Genomic DNA, 18,844 nt, shown 5'->3' with positions numbered 1-18,844 from the left:
ATTGTTCTCTAGATTACAAAGGCATTTGATTCATTATTGATCGTTGTCCCTGATATCTTTTTATGAGCTAACATTTGCCAACTACTAACTGTCTGTAAGGGCTATAAAAATAAAAACCGAGAAAGCAGGAACATCTCGTAGGAAACTGCATTGTGAGAAGCACCACTTGGTGAAATAAATTGCTCTCGAGAGATTTGAGCGGAGCCTGTTACCAGACTCCGCTTATCCGAATGTACAGGTAGGATGTGACTAAAAAACCGATTTTAGGACGTTCCGGTTATGTAGAGCCATAAATATTACACTATACCCGACTGCGATTACGGCAATAAGGGCAGACCCAGTTCTGCTAGGTACTGGTTATGTCGCTCCTTAATTGAAATGATCTTACCTTCGACGGCTAACAGGTCGGCATGTGAAGCGGTAAGATCTATTTCCTTCTCATCCTCAGCAGTACTAATGTAACGTGATACGTTCAAGTTGAACTCATGCTTCTCGATCTCTTCCATATCTACACGCCGCGAGTAACGTGGCTCTTCCTTACGGAATTGATAAGTGGTGATGATCTTGTCGATATGCTCATCTAATAGCTGGTTCTGACGCTTTCCTGGAGAGAAGTGCTCAGCTGCATTGATAAATAATACATCGTCAGGTTTTTTACACTTCTTTATCACCAGGATGCACACTGGGATACCGGTAGAGAAGAACAGATTAGCTGGTAATCCGATGACTGTGTCGATATGACCATCCTTAAGTAGCTTAGTGCGGATTCGTGCCTCGGCACCGCCACGGAACAATACGCCGTGAGGTAGGATAATCGCCATCACGCCGTCTTGTTTCAGGAAATGGAATCCATGCAGCAGGAAGGCGAAATCTGCCGCCGACTTAGGTGAAAGACCGTGGTTTTTGAATCGTGTGTCCTCGCCCAGCGCTTCACTCGGATCCCATCGGTAGCTAAATGGTGGGTTTGCCACCACTGCATCAAACTTCGGCATCTTGCCCGGATTGGTCTCACGCAGAATGTCCCAGTCATTAAGCAAAGTATCACCGTGGAAAATCTCAAACTCCGAATCCTTCACACCGTGTAGTAGCATGTTCATGCGCGCAAGGTTGTAGGTGGTGATGTTTTTTTCCTGACCGAAAATTTTATTGATCCCATGCTGACCCATTCGATGGCGCACATTTAGCAACAAAGAGCCAGAGCCGCAGGCAAAATCAAATACACTGTCAAGATGTGGGCGCTTGCCTGTGGCGGGTTCCTGCCCATCTAACGTGACGATTGCCGACAAAATGCTGGAAATTTGCTGAGGCGTGTAGAATTCACCAGCCTTCTTGCCTGAATCGGCTGCAAATTGGCCAATTAGATATTCATAGGCATCACCCAGGGTATCGCTGTCGGTGGAAAACTCGCGCAGTTCTTTAGCGATTTCGGCAATAACTTTGCACAATAAAGTATTACGCTCGATGTAGGTTTTGCCAAGTTTTTCTGAGGCTAGGTTAATCTCAGAAAATAATCCTCGGAATGTACTTGCGAAAGACTCTTCCTCAATATACTTAAACCCTTCCTGTAATGTGCTGAGTAATGTGGCATCTTGTATTCGTGCCATCTCAGCAATATTACCCCACAAGTAATCAGGTTTGATCACATAATGCACTTTACGGCGCATCTGTTGCTCAAACTCGGAGACATCTTCTAGGTTACTTTCGTACCAGCGTTGCAATGGTGTGAAAGTTGAATCCTCATTTTGCTGTGGGTAGTCTGACCCTAGCTCTTTTTGTGCGGCAGCCTCGTAGTTGTCCGACAAATAACGCAGGAACAAGAAAGCCAGCATATAGTCGCGAAAGTCGTCCGCATTCATTGCACCACGTAGTTTATTCGCAATAGCCCAAAGGGTTTTACCAAGTTTTTGCTTTTCAATATCTGTCATGTTATTTCCTGCTCTTTCTTTTCTAGAGCGACTTTTTGTGAAGTGATTTGCAAATTTCCATCAACTGATGCGCCTAAAATCTCCGGGAGAGCGAATTGAAATTCGGCTACAAAGTCTCTAAGAATTCGGCGAAACAATTCTTTTGTATCCTCACCCATTTGGGTTGGTTCATGTATGGCGTATTTACCATGGCTAAGAAGATTGAGTGCTCTATTATAGAGTATTCTGTCATCCTCATTATTAAGTGTCTTAAGGCAAAAAGAGATATTAGAGTGGCCGAAAAAAGAGGCTGTTTTCTCCATGATGCTACGCATCGCATTGAAGTGAAAAGTGTAGAGAGTACCTGAAGTGTGGAAAGCTGCACGCTGTAGTTCAGCAAGAGAAGCAACATGATGAAAAAAAGGCGTATCTTCTGTCGCACGCAATGTATATACTTCGCCGCCATTGGGACGGTGAAGGAAATAACGTTTGTGGGTCACTTTAGGCTCTCCCTCCTTTGATCTGCCAATCTCATTGCACATCACATTGAAGAAAAGAGCGTGATGGGAAGAAAAGATAATCTTAATTGGGGCAGACTCACCATTGCTGCCTTTCCTATTAGCTGCGCGCCGGAGAAGCTTGGCAAGATCGCAGGCAATGGCTACTGCGTTATTGTCGTCAAGGGAAGAAATAGGATCATCTATATAAAGGTATTTCACCCATTGGTAGGATTCATGTCCATCAAGCATACGTTCGCAAATAGCCATGAAAAGACACCAGACAAAAATATTTTGTTCACCCCTTGATATCTTGATGTTTTCTTCGTCACCTTTTCGAAAAGCTACCTGCCAATTTCCATAATCAATATCAAAATCAAAGTCGGCGTAATGGCTGACAAAACCAGCGATTGCTTCATCTAAAGCAAGCTCATCCATTGCTTTGAAGAACTTGGATTTATTGTTAAGCTGCAGATAGCGTACACTATCGCCATCCAAATCGTTTTCCCACGTAAATAGATCTTCCGTAAAGGCATTAAAATATAGAGTATCTGCTTTTCTCTCAGGGTTTTTCTTGGATTTCCGTTTTCCGGCATTCTTGAATTCCATAGAAAGCCGAGTTTTTCCGGTCCGGTTATAAGCATATATTAGGATTATGGTAGCCGGGCTCTTAATTATATTTTTCTGAGAAACGGTTTCCTTTTGATTCAGATCATCACGTAACCGGGTCACTACATTACGAAGGCTTTTGTAGGTTCGAATGCCACTCATATACTCACCTCAGCGAACTTAGGGAAGAGTTTTTGCATCAAGCCTTTCTTCCATGTCTTTAGAAGATAAACTTTGTGGCTTTGAGCCGCGATCAGGTCGTCAACGGAAGATAAACAATCGGCGATTTTCTGTTGTTCTTCTTGATCTTTGTCTTGGGGAATGACACATGGAACCTTCTCAAGACTCTCTATAGAAAGTCCTGGTTGGGCTTGTCCAGTGGCATAAGTATTCAAATTTAGGAATTTTAGGCAATAATAAAGCCAATCTGTACTTACTCCAGGTTTAGGCGTCGTTACAACTGCATGCTCGGTTGCATAAAAATTGCCATCAACAAGATTGACGTTCCCACATAAGGCACCTTGGCGGCCAATAAGTGAATACCTTCCTGACCGATTAAACTTCTTGGCATAACCACGTAGACCGTTACCACCATAGCAAGGGTAAAGGCCATCTGAAAATTCTTCTGAAAGATCGGCTGCAGCGATGAATTTCCCGGCTTGCATATGGCAAAGGTCGCCAAGCAATACCTGTCGCCACTCAGGATCTTTCTGAAACTTAGGAAACCGCAACCGTGCTATGGATTCGCCTTTGCGAGGAAAAAGCTGCTGCATCAAGCCATTTTTGTGAGTGTTGAGTCTATCCAGTTTGAGGGATTCGTTTGTAATAAGTTCATCAAGGGAAGACAAGCAGTCAGCGATCTTTTGTTGCTCTGCAAGGGATAGAGAACCACTAGGTAACGGTATTGGTATCGCCCTTATATCATCATCATTAACTTGTAGTGAGCCGTGAGCGCGAGCACCGATTGCGATACGATTTCTCAGCCAATTTCCATGCAGATTATTAAAAAAAAGTGCATCCAAAAAAGCAGGAATAACTAGCTTTTTATTTACGCGAAAACACGTAAATATGCTGTTCGGTACAGCAGCCCGTTCATCGCCGAGATAACAGGCAATAAAACCTTGCGGATATGCTTTTGTAGCACTTTTATTGTATGCGAAGTCATTCTTCTGCAGGATAATATAGTTTTTCAGAGAATTACCCGCAATGGTGCGACCAAGTTTCTCTTCCTGGCTAATAAGGCCAACCCCAGATGTAATTGTATAAGGCGTGCAGATAGTAGTACCAGCCCTTTCAGTTACAAATTGAGAGATTTCACCTAGTTCGATTGTGAACCATTCCCCCGCATTCCGAAATTCAGGAAATCTCAGCTGTGGCACTAGTGGATATTTTTGGTTTCCAGTCATACTACTTCTTCCTGTAGTACCATAAATAGACAGCGTGCGTTTTCATCGACAAAGTCGATAAGTGACCAGGAATCCATTTTCCGTAACCTTTGTACGAAATCTATACTTATCATCGTTCTTCCTCATAAGCCGCTAGACCAGCTATTTCTCGACCTTGCGAAAGTTTATGCAGTATTGGAGTTAATTCCTCCATAAGTGCCAACTCTTTCACTCTTCTGCTCTTCCAGTTGAGCCCTAACGGCTTCAGAAAGTCAGTGAGTTTTTCACCGTCGAAAATACATCGACGCATGATTTCATCTACAAACTCTTGAAGGGCATCGAGCGAAAGCCCGTGACGGTTGGCAATGTTGGCGAGTTCTCGTGTTTTTTTCTCTGCTTTGAATCTAGCAAAGCCATCACGTATTTGTTTTTCATTCAATGCCTCATCGGTTGGGAGACCTCGAATATACTCAGCAATCTCCTCACGCTCATCGATAAACTTGGCATCGGATTGGATCAGGCCGATGAGTTGCTCACGATTCATTGTGCTCTTGCCGGGTTTCTGTTGTGTCAGTTTTGCAATGAGATCCATTATATAATCGTAATCAATCACTGCGGAGGAGAAGAGAACAAACTCGAAATCAAGTTGTTGCACTTCAGATGGTGCTTGGTCACGATCTTGCTGTTCCTTTAGTTGTTTGGCCGTATCCAAGTATACGCCCTTGAACCCTTGCAACTGATCAGGTGGTACAATTTGCGCGATCAGTGTCTTTTGCTCATCGGTGAGATCTGTGTACTGATCAAGTTGCGTTTTTAAGCGCTGTACTTCCTTGAATAGGTTAACAAACTGTGCACGAGCCGCATCACCTCTAAGATTAGAAACCTCTTCCGGTGCATTAGCTAGGCCCTGTGAATGCATGTAATCTGCCAGCTTCTGGGTGGCGGTTTGTAGTGTGTCGATTACTTTGATAGCAGGATCTACGAGCCAGATTTCGCGAGGATTATCGATCTTCTCGCCGGAGAATAGTGCGATAGCCTCGTCTACTGACGTTTTCTGTTGGCGAAAATCAAGGATATTGCCGTAGGGCTTGCTGTCGTTAAGCACGCGATTGGTTCGCGAAAATGCTTGGATCAGACCATGGTGTTTGAGGTTCTTATCCACATAAAGCGTGTTGAGGTATTTGGAATCAAAGCCCGTGAGCAGCATGTCCACCACTATTGTGATGTCAATTTTTTGCGCAGCCGGAAAATCGACATTTGGATACTGTTGATCTTTGATGCGCTTTTGCACATCTTGATAGTACAGATCAAAAACGCTAATACGGTGGTTGGTGCCAAAGCGAATATTATAGTCTGTGATGATATTGTTGAGTGCTTCTTTCTTGCCTTCTGGATCCTGCTGATTGTCTTGCTTTTCCTGGGGCAGGTCTTCCTGAATCTGCTGTATATCCTTATTCCCCTCAGCTGGCGGTGAGAACACGCAAGCAATACTTAAAGGGCGAAAATCAGGGTCTTGCTCCGCTTGCTCACTTTGAATTCTTGTGAACAACTCGAAGTACTCGATGGCATCATTAATACTCGCAGTAGCCAGTATTGCGTTAAATTTGCGCTCATTAGTAGCTGCATCGTGCTTGGCCAGTATGGTCTTAATGACCTTAGTTTTGTCAATCCTTTCGCCGGGCTTGGGTGGCTTCTTGCCCTCGGGCTTGAAATGGTCCACATGAAAACGCAATACGTTGCGATCTTCGATAGCATGGGTGATGGTGTACTCATGCAGGCTGCGCTGAAACAAATCATCGGTCGTGCGGTAACTGGCCTTCTGATCTTCGATCTGCTGATTGTTGGCGTTTTGTTCAAAAATTGGTGTGCCTGTAAAGCCAAAGAGCTGGGCGTAGGGGAAAAAGTCCTTTATTGTTTTATGGTTATCACCAAATTGTGAGCGGTGGCATTCATCGAAGATAAATACTAAGCGAGCTTTGCGCAGTGGCTCTAGCCGCTCTTTGTAGTTACGTTTATTGGTACCGTCTAATGCCAAACCCAATTTCTGGATAGTGGTGACAATGACCTTGTCTGCATAATCGTCGGACAGCAAACGGCGCACCAATGTTTCGGTGTTAGTATTTTCCTCAACGCAGCCTTCCTGAAAACGGTTAAACTCTTCACGGGTCTGACGATCGAGGTCTTTTCGGTCTACCACGAACAGACATTTGTCTATGTCTGGATTGTCTTTGAGCAGGGTAGAGGCCTTAAAGGAGGTCAGAGTCTTGCCCGAGCCTGTGGTGTGCCAAATATACCCGTTGCCACAATTCTGGTTAATGCATTCGACAATGGCTTTGACCGCATAGATTTGATATGGCCGCATTATGAGCAGCTTCTGTTCGCTGGCTATAATAACCATATAGCGACTTATCATCTGACCCAAGGTACACTTTGCCAAAAACTTCTCAGCAAAACGGTCAAGCTGGGTGATTTTCTTATTGTCCTCGCTGGCAAACTGGTAGACAGGAAGGAAACGCTCGTCGGCATTAAAGCTGAAGTGTCGCTGGTTGTTGTTAGCGAAGTACCATGTATCGCTGCGGTTGCTGACGATAAAGAGCTGGATGAAACACAGCAGTGTTTTACCATAGCCATTGCTAGGCGCGTTTTTGTAATCCACGATCTGCTGCATGGCACGTCTCGGGCTTACGGCCAGCGTTTTAAGCTCAATCTGCACCATTGGTATACCGTTGATAAGCAGTATTACGTCGTAGCGATGATGGCTGTTATCGTTATTAATGCGTAACTGGTTGATTACTTCGAAGTCGTTTTTGCACCAGTCTCTAATGTTTACTAAGGTGTAGTTAAGCGGAGTACCATCGTCGCGCTCGAAACTGTTGATACTTCGCAGTATCTGGGCAGCGTTGTACACATCGGGCGTGATAATGCCATCGATCAGTCGCTGAAATTCGCTATCTGTCAGATGCACTCGGTTAAGTGCCTCGAATTTTTCACGAAAATTGGCTTTTAGCGTAGTAAGATCGCGGATATCGGGACGGTAGGTATATTTTAGGTCGCTGAGCTTAGCGATCAGGTCATTTTCGATCTGTTGTTCTGATGTTGCCATGAATCCTGCCCCAAATACCAAAAAAGTTATCCTAACTGTCACACAGATTTGTTAATGCCATTGTGTTTGAATGCCCTGAATTCTCTTTTTGACACCCTTCTATAATTATTACGCCACTACCCCCTTCAACTCGCCTACCTCGGACAACTGGAAGTTCCTTAGCCTCATACACGATTTGCGGAAATCTCTTACTCTCTCGAGCAGTAGACGGTGTCCTTGGGGACATACGGATGCCGGGCAACCTTTTCAACTGCAATCCACCGTTCTGAGTTTATGGGTGGGTAGTTGTTTTATCTGTTTGTGAGAGTCTTTTTGAGTCTATCATGGGTTTTACGCGTATGCATCTTCGCATAGCCGCAAGCTGCTTTGCGGTTGAGGTGTGACATGTTTAAGGAGACATAAAAGTCCCCGAACTGACTCAGCATTTTTATTTCTGAATGAGCCCTTTTTCCCCATAAAAACTGTTACTTTGGCTGTGTTATAAATCATCAGCTAAAGGTGCCAGCGTATTGTTGCCGAGAGATAATTTCCAGTTGCCCCTCTAGGTGACAGGCCTGGGGGCCATTTAACCACATCCCCGGCATGTGGTTTATTTCGTACTTCCACCGAATGAGCGTTCTTCCTTTCTGTATGCCTTCGTACGTTCTTTGGCAAAGTATTCCAGGTGGCTCCGTAACTTCAGTATCTGTTCCCCAAAGCGGTCCACCCGAAGACGCTCCAGATAATGCGGCGCATTGGTGAGGTTAACCAGCGTCCTGTACTCAGGGAATTCGAGCAGACCCAGCGCACTTAGCCAGGCCTCGCAGATGTAACTCCCCAGGTTATGGTCTTCTTTCGAATAATTCCCTAATCCATTAAACGTATCTTTGTTGACGAATATCGCCATGTGGTAGTGAGATTTACCGCTGGTTCCCACCTCACGTACCCAGACGTGTCTCAGGTCAGTTGGACAAACCTGATGACCTTCACGCTTACGTCGTTTCTGATGGGCTGTGAAACGAGCTCTCAGCGACCCAATTACTCGTTCCATCAATCCTGAACTAAGATCAGGGACGCAGGCAATACTGTCGCCTGTATCACGATGCTCAGGTAGCCTGAGTACGAAGATGAATACGGATGTCCTAGCGTGAGCTTTTGTCGCGAAGTTGATGATATCCGTAATACGATTCATATAACTCGTATTGATTTCCCCAAATTTACTGTTAGTCATAAGTATTACTCCTTTTGAGTCTGTTTCAGACGAGCGAAGTCCCTGCCAGAGCGAATGGCAGTAATGAATACATTGGTTGTTTGATATTTATGCCTTTCCTGGGTAGGGGGGGCGTTATTTTCCCGTTATTATCCCCTGGTAGTTATAACTTAAGAGTTAATATTGTTGTTTCTATTTGTGAGATGTGGCTCTCTTTTTGACATTTAACACATATCTTTTTGAATGTGTATTAAGGTATTTAAATTGAAATGATGCATGTGGATTGCATAAGCGGAATTATTACATGCACTCTGTTGATTTATATTTAATTAGTCAGTGTTGTGTGTTTCATACTAAAAACACATGAATTCCTGGAGATACATTTTAATCATTTTTCATATCTGCCTACATATCTGCCTACATATACCATTAGCTTGTTTACGTATGTTTATATGTATTTATATCTTAGGGTATTAGTCTCTTTACATATTATAATATATATACTGTACAACTGAATATAACTTATATACACAAAAGCCTTTCCACATGCGGGGCTTTATATTATAGGCGTTCAGAGTTTACTCCAGGGTTAGCAATTCAGAATATAAATAAAAATCTGATAATCAGGATATTCGGAAGTGCTCATGGACAACATCTGTTTTGTCCATTTATGCTTCTGCCAGGCCACCAGGAGCTAAGCCTTACTTCCACTATTTTCAGACATGCTCAGTTACCCCGGGAGTCTGCTATGCGCTGTGACCTGCTCCCCATTGATTAACACACGACGATGTTAGTAATGTCTTCATCAGCAACGTGAGGACATCCCCATGAAGAAGCGTTTTTCTGACGAACAGATCATCAGTATTCTCCGCGAGGCCGAGGCTGGCATTTCCGCCCGTGAGCTTTGCCGTAAGCATGCTATTTCTGACGCAACCTTTTACACCTGGCGTAAGAAGTTTGGTGGCATGGAAGTCCCTGAAGTAAAACGCCTTAAGTCGCTTGAAGAAGAGAACGCCCGTCTCAAGAAGTTGCTTGCAGAAGCTATGCTGGATAAGGAAGCATTACAGGTAGCGTTGGGCCGAAAGTACTGACGACAGACCACAAGCGGGAAGCTGTTGTAGTGATGTGTAAAGCGACGGGTCTGTCGCAACGTCGAGCCTGCAGGCTGACGGGTTTGTCCCTGTCGACCTGCCGCTATGAGGGGCAGCGTCCGGCGGTTGATGCGTATTTATCCGGGCGCATCACTCAGCTGGCGCTTGAGCGCCGGCGTTTTGGCTACCGTCGTATCTGGCAACTACTGCGACGAGAGGGTCTGCGTGTTAATCACAAGCGCGTGTACCGCCTTTATCATCTCAGCGGCCTGGGTGTTAAGCGCAGACGACGTCGTAAAGGCCTGGCAACAGAACGTCTTCCATTGCTCCTTCCTGCTGCTCCTAATCTGACGTGGTCGATGGATTTCATCATGGACGCACTGACTACCGGACGCAGGATCAAGTGCCTGACCTGCGTCGATGATTTCACGAAGGAATGTCTGACAGTCACTGCTGCCTTCGGTATATCAGGTATTCAGGTCACACGTATTCTGGACAGCATTGCGTTATTTCGTGGCTATCCGGCAACGATCAGAACAGATCAGGGACCAGAGTTTACCTGCCGGGCACTGGACCAGTGGGCCTTTGAGCATGGCGTTGAGCTTCAGCTTATTCAGCCGGGCAAGCCGACACAGAATGGGTTTATCGAAAGCTTTAATGGTCGATTTCGAGATGAATGTCTGAATGAGCACTGGTTCAGCGATATTGTTCACGCCAGAAAAATCATTAACGACTGGCGGCAGGACTATAACGAGTGTCGGCCTCATTCCTCACTGAATTATCTGACGCCAGCGGAGTTTGCAGCAGGCTGGCGAAATGGAAAAAACGAAGATAAACAAACCGATATTACTAACTGATTATTGTGGTTAATACTGGGGGCAGGTCAGCAGGGCGATTGAAATTAGAGAGAAACAGAAGCAAATCTTTCCATTCTTTTCGCCACTCAGTTTCGACTTTGCTCAAGGAGAAGGGCGTTAGCTCGGAATTACGAGCGCAGCTACTTGGGCATGTGCGCGGCGAAACGGAAACGGAGGTGCGATATAGTAAAGATCTCAAACCGATTCATATGATTGAAGTCGTCGAGAAAATTGATTTTTCGTTACCTGATATAGCGAAATTCAACATTCCTGACGGGCTGGATGCTGTCAGAGATGCCATTCGAAGAAAGAGAGATAAGTAAATAGAGTTCAAGTATGCATTAAACGATCTGTGTAGTATGAATAGTTTGATTTTTCAGATTATTACCTATTAGTGAAGTGTCGAGATACACATATCATTTTTGAGGGTTTATGCATAGAGGGATGAATAATGTCTTCAATACCTGTTGCCGGGCCGGGGATCGGTAACGTGCGCAACAATATGAAAGATGCTCGTAATCATGGTGAGCCAAGAGAGATGGCACTTCCATTAACCTATTATTGGTTTTACCAGAAAGTCCGCAATAAAGGTCCATGGGACTATAAGCAATTTGATCCCTATTGGGCCGAGTTCGGCAACTTCAATTTTGGTGCTGCTGGATATGCAGCTGGTATTCCGGCAAAAATTCTATTGATGGGTGCTGGCTGGGCGCAAAGTCGTGCCGGAACTTCAAGGCCAGAATGGAGTAGGTGGTATAAGGATGCACCTTACGGTGATGATCCACAGGATCAGTATTGGATAAGGGAAGGGGTCAAGTATGCCATTGAGAACGGCTATTAAGTGGTTTCATCGTGCACTGACAGCCATCTTACTGATCATTGTTACTGGTTTTGTGATGCTCAATTCAGGTGGTAATAACAGAGCAAAAGATAAACTGGTGAGTGCGCAACAAATTAGCGACAGCACCTGGCTTTATGTTACAGAAGATTCAGCTGGTGGGGCTACGGTGGCTGATTCTTATCGATATTACTTATCCGGGAAGCTGGAAGGTAATGTACCCGCCAGCCTTTCAAAACAGGCTCCATTCCTGGTTGCTGCGGGTAGTGCTGCGAATGTGAGTGCTGATGGGGATAACATCAATATTAAATACAGCGGCAAAGTTTTCTCATTCAGTAACTCCATCGTCTATGAGGCAAAGGGTGATACACATTTGCCGCACATTAATTTTCAGGCGAATAATTAGTGTGTGGACTGCCCCCACAACAGTAGACATTTCCTGTCCTCACGACGAGGCCTGTTCAAAGGTCTCCGGACTGACGCCGCCGAGGTGGCTGTGACGCCGGGCCCGGTTGTAGAACACTTCAATGTAATCGAAGATATCCGCCCGGGCCAGATCCCGGGTTTTATATATGCGTTTTCTGATCCGTTCTTTTTTCAGCGAACTGAAGAACGATTCGGCCACCGCATTATCCCAGCAGTTGCCACGCCGGCTCATGCTCGGCGCCAGGTTATTGGCCCGGCAGAAGCGCTGCCAGTCGTCACTGCCGTACTGGCTGCCCTGATCGCTATGTACGATAACCTCGCCGTCCGGTTTTCGACGCCACACGGCCATCATCAGAGCGTCCAGCGCGAGTTCGCGAGAGAGAGTGGGCTTCATCGACCAGCCAACCACGTTACGGGCGAAGAGATCGATAACCACCGCCAGATACAGCCAGCCCTGCCAGGTGCGGATATAAGTAATATCGGTGACCCAGACCTGATTGGCCCGGACAACGGTGAACTGCCGCTGCACGCGATTAGGGGCAACAACGGAAGGTCTGCCAGCGATACGACGCGGAGCTTTATAGCCGCGCATGGCTTTAATCCGGTTCAGTTGCATAATACGGCCCACCCGGTTTTTACCGCAGATTTCCCCGATTTCGTTCAGGTCGCCATGAACCCGGCGGTAACCGTATACGCCTCCGCTCAGTGAATAGGAGTCACGGATAAGCGCCAGCAGACGCTGGTTATCTTTATCCCGCGCGGAGACCGGGTTATGCAGCCACGCATAAAACCCGGCCCGGGCAACGCACAACACCCGACACATCGTCATGACACCCCATACAGTGCGGTGCTCATTGATAAAGCGGTACTTCAGTCGGGCTCCCTTGCAAAGTACCGCGCGGCCTTTTTCAGTATGTCTCGTTCTTCCTCAGTGCGCTTCAGTTGGGCCCTGAGCTTCAGGATCTCGCTTTTCGCTTCCAGTAAATCACGGGCATGCTGCTCGCTGTTATCGGGTTTAATAGCCCGTAACCACTTATAGAGACTGTGTGCTGAAACGCCCAGCCGGTCAGAAACTTCGGCGACGGAATAACCGCGTTCCGTTATCTGACGGACGGCTTCTTCCTTAAATTCAGGTGTAAATCGTGGTGTGCCCATACGCTCCTCCTATGCTCAAACTATAGGGCAGGATCGTCTATCGGGGCGGGGTCAGTCCAACTATAGGGCAGGATCGTCTATCGGGGCGGGGTCAGTCCAAACTATAGGGCAGGATCGTCTATCGGGGCGGGGTCAGTCCATCAACGGCTCGGAAGTGTCTGAATTATCCGTGGCGATTCAAATATGAACGTGACGAATGCGGTTACAAATATCACTAATAACGCTTTATTTATTATAAGTTGAGTGTTCACAATGACTTTTAAAAGCTTTTTTGCAAGTCTGTCAACCCTGGAGCTGGTATGTATGCTTTTTGGTATCGCAGCACCAATAGTTTGTATTCTTTTGATTTTTTTTACGTTTAGGGGCAACTCGACCAGCATCCGCGCAGCGACTATGTATCTGAAGCGCGATAAATGGCCTGGGGAGCTCCACAAATCCAGAGTTGAAGCATGGCAACAGACCAACACCATGTATGGAAATGACTACTTTTTCGACATTTTCTTCCATCTTGATGGTGTGCCGGAGCTTTACTCGGCTAAGGCCCTGATTATGCCTTCGCAAATGCATCTGTTACAAAAAGGATTACCTATTATTGTGAAAAAAGGGAAAAATAACCGCATGGCTGTAATGCAAATTGGGGAATAGTGAAGTCGTGGCAAATATTGCAATGTGGTTTCTCATTTTACTCTCCATAGCGATAGCGATCCTTGTGATTGTTGCTATGCGTAATACTGTCGTTTCTGAGCGTGAGAATGAACAAATAAAAAAGAAGGGCAACGAGGTCGTGGCTCTTATCACGCATTCCGAGCAAGATAACATTCAAAATGTTGAAGGGTGTCTTTCATTGCGTTTAACCATTCAGTTTATGGTTAATGAGAAGGAAATTAATGCAAAAAAAGATGTTATCGTCAAAATTTTTAATGCGGATGCATATCGGGTCGGGAAAAAAGTTACTATCCGTTACAGCGCAAATAATCCGGAGAAAATAGTTATCCTCGGGGATATCAAAAACTAAAATAGCGCCACACTCCGATCAAACTGGGAAATATACCGGAGTTCTATTACTGAGTGGCGCAGGGATTTTTGGGCAAGAAAACGGTTAATTTCACTCCCTACTTAGAACTCGAACGGGTGAGAGTCAGGGTGTGGTTCTCCGGATCTCTGAAAATTACGAAGTAGGGCGAAGGTTCTCCATCACGCTCCCACTGTTCTGTTGGTCCCTCTTGCTTCACTCTGATATACCCCAAAGAAGAAAGATAATCTCTGAGTGCTGCGATGCTAGCATTGGGTTCGTAAATGATGCTACTGTCATTTGGTTGCGTACCCTCCTGGGCCTTGAAGGCGAAGTGGTAATTTTTTGTAAGCTTCGGGGCATTACGTATCTCACGATCTGTATAGAGATAGTATGCCCAGAGATTTGAGCGGGTATAGCCTTCATGACGCTCAGCGACTTTCTGCATACTGCAGTCAATCAATATAAAGCCAGTGATGATAACCAGAAGTACTACCGCGGTTCTTTTCATTATTTTCATCGTCCAGTTACTCAATCGCAGCTAGTATGCCAGCAATTTTGTTAAGTGGGCGAGCGATAACATCATCAGGTGCTGATTTACCAGTATTTGGAAGGATCTAATATTTCTTTACGAGTGCTCAAATTAATTACCTCACATATCCTTGTGCAGAGAATTGGTTTATTTTTACTTAAGCGGCGCAGTAAGTAAATTAATCTGCATCCGATGCGGGGTTTTTAAGATTTTTATAATGATGTTCTATATAAGTGATAAATGAATGGCTTACATTCAGGCAAGTTAATCAATGAAATGCCTCCTTCCTTTTTTGTTGCTACCCGTTCATTCATCTGGCTTTTTGCTACCAATCACGATATAACAAATATCTATGGATGTTTAGATGTCTACACGTTTAGAAGGGTGATATGCAGACGCAACAGGAACCAGAAAAAGTACAGCTTAAGCGGACGATGAAAACCCGCCATCTGATCATGCTGTCGCTCGGCGGCGTGATTGGTACCGGGCTGTTTTTCAACACCGGTTATATCATTTCGACCACCGGGGCGGCGGGAACGCTGCTCGCTTACCTGATTGGCGCGCTGGTGGTCTGGCTGGTGATGCAGTGTCTGGGCGAACTCTCCGTGGCCATGCCGGAAACCGGCGCGTTTCACGTTTATGCCAGCCGTTACCTTGGCCCGGCGACCGGCTACACCGTCGCGTGGCTCTACTGGCTGACCTGGACGGTGGCGCTCGGCTCCAGCTTTACCGCCGCCGGGTTCTGCATGCAGTACTGGTTCCCGCAGGTCCCGGTATGGATATGGTGCGTGGTGTTCTGCGTGGTCATCTTTGGTCTGAATGTTATCTCTACCCGCTTTTTTGCCGAAGGTGAGTTCTGGTTCTCGCTGGTGAAAGTGGTCACCATCATTGTCTTTATTGTGCTGGGCGGCGCGGCGATCTTTGGCTTTATCCCCATGCAGGATGGCTCTCCCGCGCCGGGGTTATCGAACATTACGGTGGAAGGGTGGTTGCCGCACGGTGCGCTGCCGATCCTGATGACCATGGTCGCCGTTAACTTTGCGTTCTCTGGCACGGAACTGATTGGCATTGCGGCGGGGGAAACGGAAAACCCGCATAAAGCGATCCCGGTTGCCATTCGCAGCACCATTGCGCGGCTGGTGATCTTCTTTATTGGTACCGTGTGCGTGCTGGCGGCGCTAATCCCGATGCAGCAGGCCGGGGTAGAGAAAAGCCCGTTCGTGCTGGTGTTCGAAAAGGTGGGCATCCCGTATGCGGCGGACATCTTCAATTTCGTTATCCTGACGGCGATCCTCTCGGCGGCGAACTCGGGGTTGTATGCTTCCGGTCGTATGCTCTGGTCGCTGTCGAATGAAAACACGCTGCCGCGTTGCTTTGCTCGCGTCACGAAAAACGGTGTTCCGCTGACGGCATTGTCCGTGTCGATGCTCGGGGGTGTGCTGGCACTCTTCTCCAGCGTCGTCGCACCCGACACGGTGTTCGTTGCGCTGTCGGCGATCTCCGGCTTTGCGGTGGTGGCGGTGTGGATCAGCATCTGCGCCGCGCATTTTATGTTCCGCCGTCGCCATCTTCAGGCCGGAAAACCGCTGAGTGACTTGCAGTACCGCGCGCCCTGGTATCCGCTGGTGCCGGTGCTGGGTTTTGTGCTGTGCCTGGTCGCCTGCATCGGGCTGGCGTTTGATCCCAGCCAGAGAATCGCCCTCTATTGCGGGCTGCCGTTTGTCGCCCTGTGTTATGGTGCGTACTATCTGACCCGAACCCTGAAAACGCAGGAGCCTGAACATGTCGCAGAATAATCCGCTGAGCCACATCCTCGAAAAACAGCCGTTTATCGTGCTGGATGGGGCCATGGCGACGGAACTGGAAGCGCGCGGATGCAACCTCGCCGATAGCCTGTGGTCCGCCAAAGTGCTGATGGAAAACCCGGCGCTGATCCGCGAAGTACATCTCGACTATTTTCGTGCCGGGGCGCAGGTGGCGATTACCGCCAGCTACCAGGCCACACCCGCAGGCTTTGCTGCCCGTGGGCTGGATGAGGCGCAGTCGCTGGCGCTGATTGGTAAGAGCGTGGAGCTGGCGCGTAAGGCGCGCGAGGCGTTCCTCGCTGAAAAAAACAACGCGGGCACATTGCTGGTGGCCGGTTCCGTGGGGCCTTATGGCGCGTATCTGGCGGATGGTTCGGAATACCGTGGTGACTATGTGCGCAGCCATGAGGAATTTATCGCCTTTCATCGCCCGAGGGTGCAGGCGCTTCTGGATGCTGGTGCCGATCTGCTGGCTTGCGAAACGCTGCCGTCTTTTGCCGAAAGCAAAGCGCTGGCGGATTTGCTGAGCGAGTATCCCAGCGCCCGTGCCTGGTTCTCGTTTACCCTGCGCGACAGCGAGCATTTAAGCGATGGAACACCACTTCGCGAGGTGGTTAGCGTGCTGGCGGCCTATCCGCAGATTGTGGCGCTGGGCATCAACTGTGTTGCGCTGAAAGAGACTACCCCGGCGTTGAAACACCTGCAAAGCCTGACCGCGCTGCCGCTGGTGGTTTATCCCAACTCTGGTGAGCACTACGATGCCGTGACAAAAACGTGGTGCAGCCACGGTGACGCGAGTGAAACGCTGGCGGGCTGTTTGCCGCAATGGCTGGAGGCGGGCGCGAAGCTTATCGGCGGATGCTGCCGGACCACACCAAAAGATATCGCTGCGTTGAAAGCGGGATGGGAGAGCAAAGCGTAAAATGTTAGGCGCGTGATCTCAATGAACCCGGCGGTAGTGATAGCGCCGGGTATGCTCATGTGCAGGATTTATAATGAAGAGATTATGCTCCGCTTTCTCAGCGCGAGTTAATTGTTGTACCACAAGAGCAACTGCCATGGCATATCATCGGTGTGTTCAGGATAATGTCTGCCATTATCCTGATCTAAGGGCGAAAAATTGCCCGCAGTGACTCTACATCGCAGTTTTAAATTCGGTCGCGAAGTGACTTTATCGTTATTTGTGATGAGATGAATAATCGATATTTGTATGGTTTAATTCATATCATCTGTTTGCTTGTCTCTTCTATGAAAATAAAATCCGAATTTGTTATTTCTGCGTTTTCACACGGAAAAACAAAAATCCCTTTCCCCGATAATGGTGCGCAATAAAATGTGAACCAAAGGAAGGAACAATGACCACAGGAAGTGGAGAAGGGACTCTGCGGCTTATGACGCAGAGTGAGATTGTAATGGCGCGCCGGATTTATGGTGATTCGATTGTTTACAGCCGTGTCTGGGTACATTGTGACAGTTACTTACCTTTTGGCTGGCAACATCCAAAATTTGCGATGGCGCCAAATGGCGAACTTTGGTTCAGAAAAGAGCTCTATAAAGATGATTTTTCTGACATCAGCGTGGCTCTTATGGATAAGCATATATTTATTCATGAGTTAGGACACGTCTGGCAACATCAACATGGCCAGTGGGTACGTACACGAGGTTTGTTTAGCTGGGCGGCGAATTACTACTATAGGCTCGACAAGGAAAAACTTACAGACTACCCCCTTGAACAACAAGCATCTATCTTTGCCGATTACTGGTTAATTTTAGTCTATGGATTATCAACGTGGCTGGCGTTCCAACAACCTCGAGGTGGAGGTAAATATAGGGGAGATGATAATATCCACGACATTCCTGCATTGTATAAAAAGATCATCACCGGAAGAGGATCATGAGCAATGAAACCCTACCTGTTACTGAGCGCTGTTCTCTTGTTATCCGGTTGCCCGGGTTATTCTGATCGTATGGCGGATAGGGTTACTGCAAATGTGTCGCTCCGAAACGGGAGCATCTGTATTACATATCCCTCACAGTATGGCGATCGCATTATTGCTGCCGAGATATCCAGTGCTTCGGGCGAAACAGTAAACCACGCTTTCTATGAGAATCCCTTTATTCCTGATGGTGACCGTTGTCTGCCAACGTTGGGTTATGTGTTTAAATCGGGCATGAAGCATTCCGTTAATTACACGTTAGATAACACCCGATTCGATATGTGGAAAATAGTGACGGTAACGTTTGAGATCGATCCAGATGTACCGGGAAAAATCAGAATCGAACGATAAAAAAAGAAATGATGATAGTAATCAGAATAAGTGGACTGACTACGCAGAATATTGAAAAAGCGCCTTCACGCCAAAAGATATCGCTGCGTTGAAAGAATGGCGTGAGTCTTAAGAGTAACCTGCCGATAGCGGTCAATATTGCTGTACGTTGAC

General features: G+C 46.9%; 16 protein-coding genes and 1 pseudogene. 10 read left to right on the top strand and 7 right to left on the bottom strand.

Features of this window, described 5'->3' with window-relative positions; all coding sequences use genetic code 11:
* Nucleotides 1-317 precede the first annotated feature (317 nt).
* From O9K67_RS21705 to O9K67_RS21685, 5 genes are all read right to left on the bottom strand, one after another.
* Nucleotides 318-1,925: a type I restriction-modification system subunit M gene (locus O9K67_RS21705; protein ID WP_061498098.1), complete on the bottom strand. Its 1,608-nt coding sequence runs from the start codon at nucleotides 1,923-1,925 to the stop codon at nucleotides 318-320.
* Entirely contained in the window at nucleotides 1,922-3,172 is a 1,251-nt protein-coding gene (locus tag O9K67_RS21700; protein WP_148654723.1) for an ATP-binding protein, read from the bottom strand. The genes O9K67_RS21705 and O9K67_RS21700 overlap by 4 nt, the downstream gene beginning before the upstream one ends.
* The gene (locus tag O9K67_RS21695; RefSeq protein ID WP_061498095.1) at nucleotides 3,169-4,416 is read right to left on the bottom strand and encodes a restriction endonuclease subunit S; all 1,248 of its coding nucleotides are present in this window, start codon (nucleotides 4,414-4,416) and stop codon (nucleotides 3,169-3,171) included. Before O9K67_RS21695 ends, O9K67_RS21700 begins: the two co-directional genes overlap by 4 nt.
* A 109-nt stretch (nucleotides 4,417-4,525) precedes the next feature.
* Entirely contained in the window at nucleotides 4,526-7,498 is a 2,973-nt protein-coding gene (locus O9K67_RS21690) for a type I restriction endonuclease subunit R (protein WP_061498090.1), read from the bottom strand.
* A gap of 589 nt (nucleotides 7,499-8,087) precedes the next feature.
* The gene (locus O9K67_RS21685; protein WP_061498086.1) at nucleotides 8,088-8,708 is read right to left on the bottom strand and encodes a YagK/YfjJ domain-containing protein; all 621 of its coding nucleotides are present in this window, start codon (nucleotides 8,706-8,708) and stop codon (nucleotides 8,088-8,090) included.
* Between the two features lie 806 nt (nucleotides 8,709-9,514).
* Between O9K67_RS21685 and O9K67_RS21680 the strand changes: the two genes are divergently transcribed.
* From O9K67_RS21680 to O9K67_RS21665, 4 genes and pseudogenes are all read left to right on the top strand, one after another.
* Nucleotides 9,515-10,635, top strand: a protein-coding gene (locus O9K67_RS21680; protein WP_148654722.1) for an IS3 family transposase whose coding sequence is annotated in 2 segments (ribosomal slippage) — nucleotides 9,515-9,773 and nucleotides 9,773-10,635 — 1,122 coding nt in all. Because the reading frame shifts where the segments join, the coding sequence is not laid out codon by codon here.
* Between the two features lie 29 nt (nucleotides 10,636-10,664).
* Nucleotides 10,665-10,958 (top strand): annotated as a pseudogene (locus tag O9K67_RS21675) (site-specific integrase); the annotation flags it as partial.
* Nucleotides 10,959-11,086: 128 nt separating this feature from the next.
* Nucleotides 11,087-11,476: a polymorphic toxin type 44 domain-containing protein gene (locus O9K67_RS21670; protein WP_061498079.1), complete on the top strand. Its 390-nt coding sequence runs from the start codon at nucleotides 11,087-11,089 to the stop codon at nucleotides 11,474-11,476.
* On the top strand, nucleotides 11,454-11,879 hold the full coding sequence (locus tag O9K67_RS21665) for a hypothetical protein (protein WP_061498076.1): 426 nt from the start codon (nucleotides 11,454-11,456) through the stop codon (nucleotides 11,877-11,879). The genes O9K67_RS21670 and O9K67_RS21665 overlap by 23 nt, the downstream gene beginning before the upstream one ends.
* A 39-nt stretch (nucleotides 11,880-11,918) precedes the next feature.
* Here the strand turns inward: O9K67_RS21665 and O9K67_RS21660 are convergent.
* A protein-coding gene (locus tag O9K67_RS21660) for an IS3 family transposase (protein ID WP_271044621.1) occupies nucleotides 11,919-13,054 on the bottom strand; the annotation gives its coding sequence in 2 pieces (ribosomal slippage) (nucleotides 11,919-12,808 and nucleotides 12,808-13,054; 1,137 coding nt in all).
* A gap of 303 nt (nucleotides 13,055-13,357) precedes the next feature.
* On the opposite strand from O9K67_RS21660, the gene O9K67_RS21655 reads away from it, so the two are divergent.
* A complete protein-coding gene (locus O9K67_RS21655; protein WP_061498073.1) occupies nucleotides 13,358-13,699 on the top strand; it encodes a hypothetical protein in 342 nt (113 codons plus the stop codon).
* Nucleotides 13,700-13,706: 7 nt separating this feature from the next.
* Nucleotides 13,707-14,069 carry a DUF3592 domain-containing protein gene (locus O9K67_RS21650; RefSeq protein WP_148654721.1) on the top strand — a complete coding sequence of 121 codons (363 nt, stop codon included), beginning with the start codon at nucleotides 13,707-13,709 and terminating at the stop codon, nucleotides 14,067-14,069.
* A 97-nt stretch (nucleotides 14,070-14,166) separates the two neighbouring features.
* Here the strand turns inward: O9K67_RS21650 and O9K67_RS21645 are convergent, their stop codons facing one another.
* Nucleotides 14,167-14,577, bottom strand: a complete 411-nt coding sequence (locus O9K67_RS21645) for a hypothetical protein (RefSeq protein ID WP_271044620.1) — start codon at nucleotides 14,575-14,577, stop codon at nucleotides 14,167-14,169.
* A 410-nt stretch (nucleotides 14,578-14,987) separates the two neighbouring features.
* On the opposite strand from O9K67_RS21645, the gene mmuP reads away from it, so the two are divergent.
* The 4 genes from mmuP to O9K67_RS21625 all read left to right on the top strand — a co-directional run bounded on the left by mmuP (nucleotide 14,988) and on the right by O9K67_RS21625 (nucleotide 18,691).
* Nucleotides 14,988-16,394: an S-methylmethionine permease gene (gene mmuP, locus O9K67_RS21640; RefSeq protein WP_061498064.1), complete on the top strand. Its 1,407-nt coding sequence runs from the start codon at nucleotides 14,988-14,990 to the stop codon at nucleotides 16,392-16,394.
* Complete coding sequence (gene mmuM / locus O9K67_RS21635; protein WP_061498062.1) at nucleotides 16,381-17,325, top strand: homocysteine S-methyltransferase; 945 nt, start codon at nucleotides 16,381-16,383, stop codon at nucleotides 17,323-17,325. The genes mmuP and mmuM overlap by 14 nt, the downstream gene beginning before the upstream one ends.
* 433 nt (nucleotides 17,326-17,758) lie before the next feature.
* Nucleotides 17,759-18,301: a hypothetical protein gene (locus O9K67_RS21630; RefSeq protein ID WP_061498060.1), complete on the top strand. Its 543-nt coding sequence runs from the start codon at nucleotides 17,759-17,761 to the stop codon at nucleotides 18,299-18,301.
* 3 nt (nucleotides 18,302-18,304) lie between these two features.
* Complete coding sequence (locus O9K67_RS21625) at nucleotides 18,305-18,691, top strand: putative T6SS immunity periplasmic lipoprotein (protein ID WP_061498059.1); 387 nt, start codon at nucleotides 18,305-18,307, stop codon at nucleotides 18,689-18,691.
* Nucleotides 18,692-18,844: the final 153 nt, after the last annotated feature.

The organism is Kosakonia oryzendophytica, from assembly GCF_027886705.1.
In the GTDB taxonomy this organism is placed as follows: domain Bacteria; phylum Pseudomonadota; class Gammaproteobacteria; order Enterobacterales; family Enterobacteriaceae; genus Kosakonia; species Kosakonia oryzendophytica.
The sequence above is the reverse complement of the archived record's forward strand: the minus strand, read 5'-3'. Positions and strand labels throughout refer to the sequence as shown.

What these genes read in the sequence shown, in the direction of transcription:
- O9K67_RS21705 (WP_061498098.1), bottom strand. Translation starts at nt 1,925, where the DNA reads ATGACAGATATTGAAAAGCAAAAACTTGGTAAAACCCTTTGGGCTATT.
- O9K67_RS21700 (WP_148654723.1), bottom strand. Translation starts at nt 3,172, where the DNA reads ATGAGTGGCATTCGAACCTACAAAAGCCTTCGTAATGTAGTGACCCGG.
- O9K67_RS21695 (WP_061498095.1), bottom strand. Translation starts at nt 4,416, where the DNA reads ATGACTGGAAACCAAAAATATCCACTAGTGCCACAGCTGAGATTTCCT.
- O9K67_RS21690 (WP_061498090.1), bottom strand. Translation starts at nt 7,498, where the DNA reads ATGGCAACATCAGAACAACAGATCGAAAATGACCTGATCGCTAAGCTC.
- O9K67_RS21685 (WP_061498086.1), bottom strand. Translation starts at nt 8,708, where the DNA reads ATGACTAACAGTAAATTTGGGGAAATCAATACGAGTTATATGAATCGT.
- O9K67_RS21670 (WP_061498079.1), top strand. Translation starts at nt 11,087, where the DNA reads ATGTCTTCAATACCTGTTGCCGGGCCGGGGATCGGTAACGTGCGCAAC.
- O9K67_RS21665 (WP_061498076.1), top strand. Translation starts at nt 11,454, where the DNA reads ATGCCATTGAGAACGGCTATTAAGTGGTTTCATCGTGCACTGACAGCC.
- O9K67_RS21655 (WP_061498073.1), top strand. Translation starts at nt 13,358, where the DNA reads ATGCTTTTTGGTATCGCAGCACCAATAGTTTGTATTCTTTTGATTTTT.
- O9K67_RS21645 (WP_271044620.1), bottom strand. Translation starts at nt 14,577, where the DNA reads ATGAAAAGAACCGCGGTAGTACTTCTGGTTATCATCACTGGCTTTATA.
- mmuP (WP_061498064.1), top strand. Translation starts at nt 14,988, where the DNA reads ATGCAGACGCAACAGGAACCAGAAAAAGTACAGCTTAAGCGGACGATG.
- mmuM (WP_061498062.1), top strand. Translation starts at nt 16,381, where the DNA reads ATGTCGCAGAATAATCCGCTGAGCCACATCCTCGAAAAACAGCCGTTT.
- O9K67_RS21630 (WP_061498060.1), top strand. Translation starts at nt 17,759, where the DNA reads ATGACCACAGGAAGTGGAGAAGGGACTCTGCGGCTTATGACGCAGAGT.
- O9K67_RS21625 (WP_061498059.1), top strand. Translation starts at nt 18,305, where the DNA reads ATGAAACCCTACCTGTTACTGAGCGCTGTTCTCTTGTTATCCGGTTGC.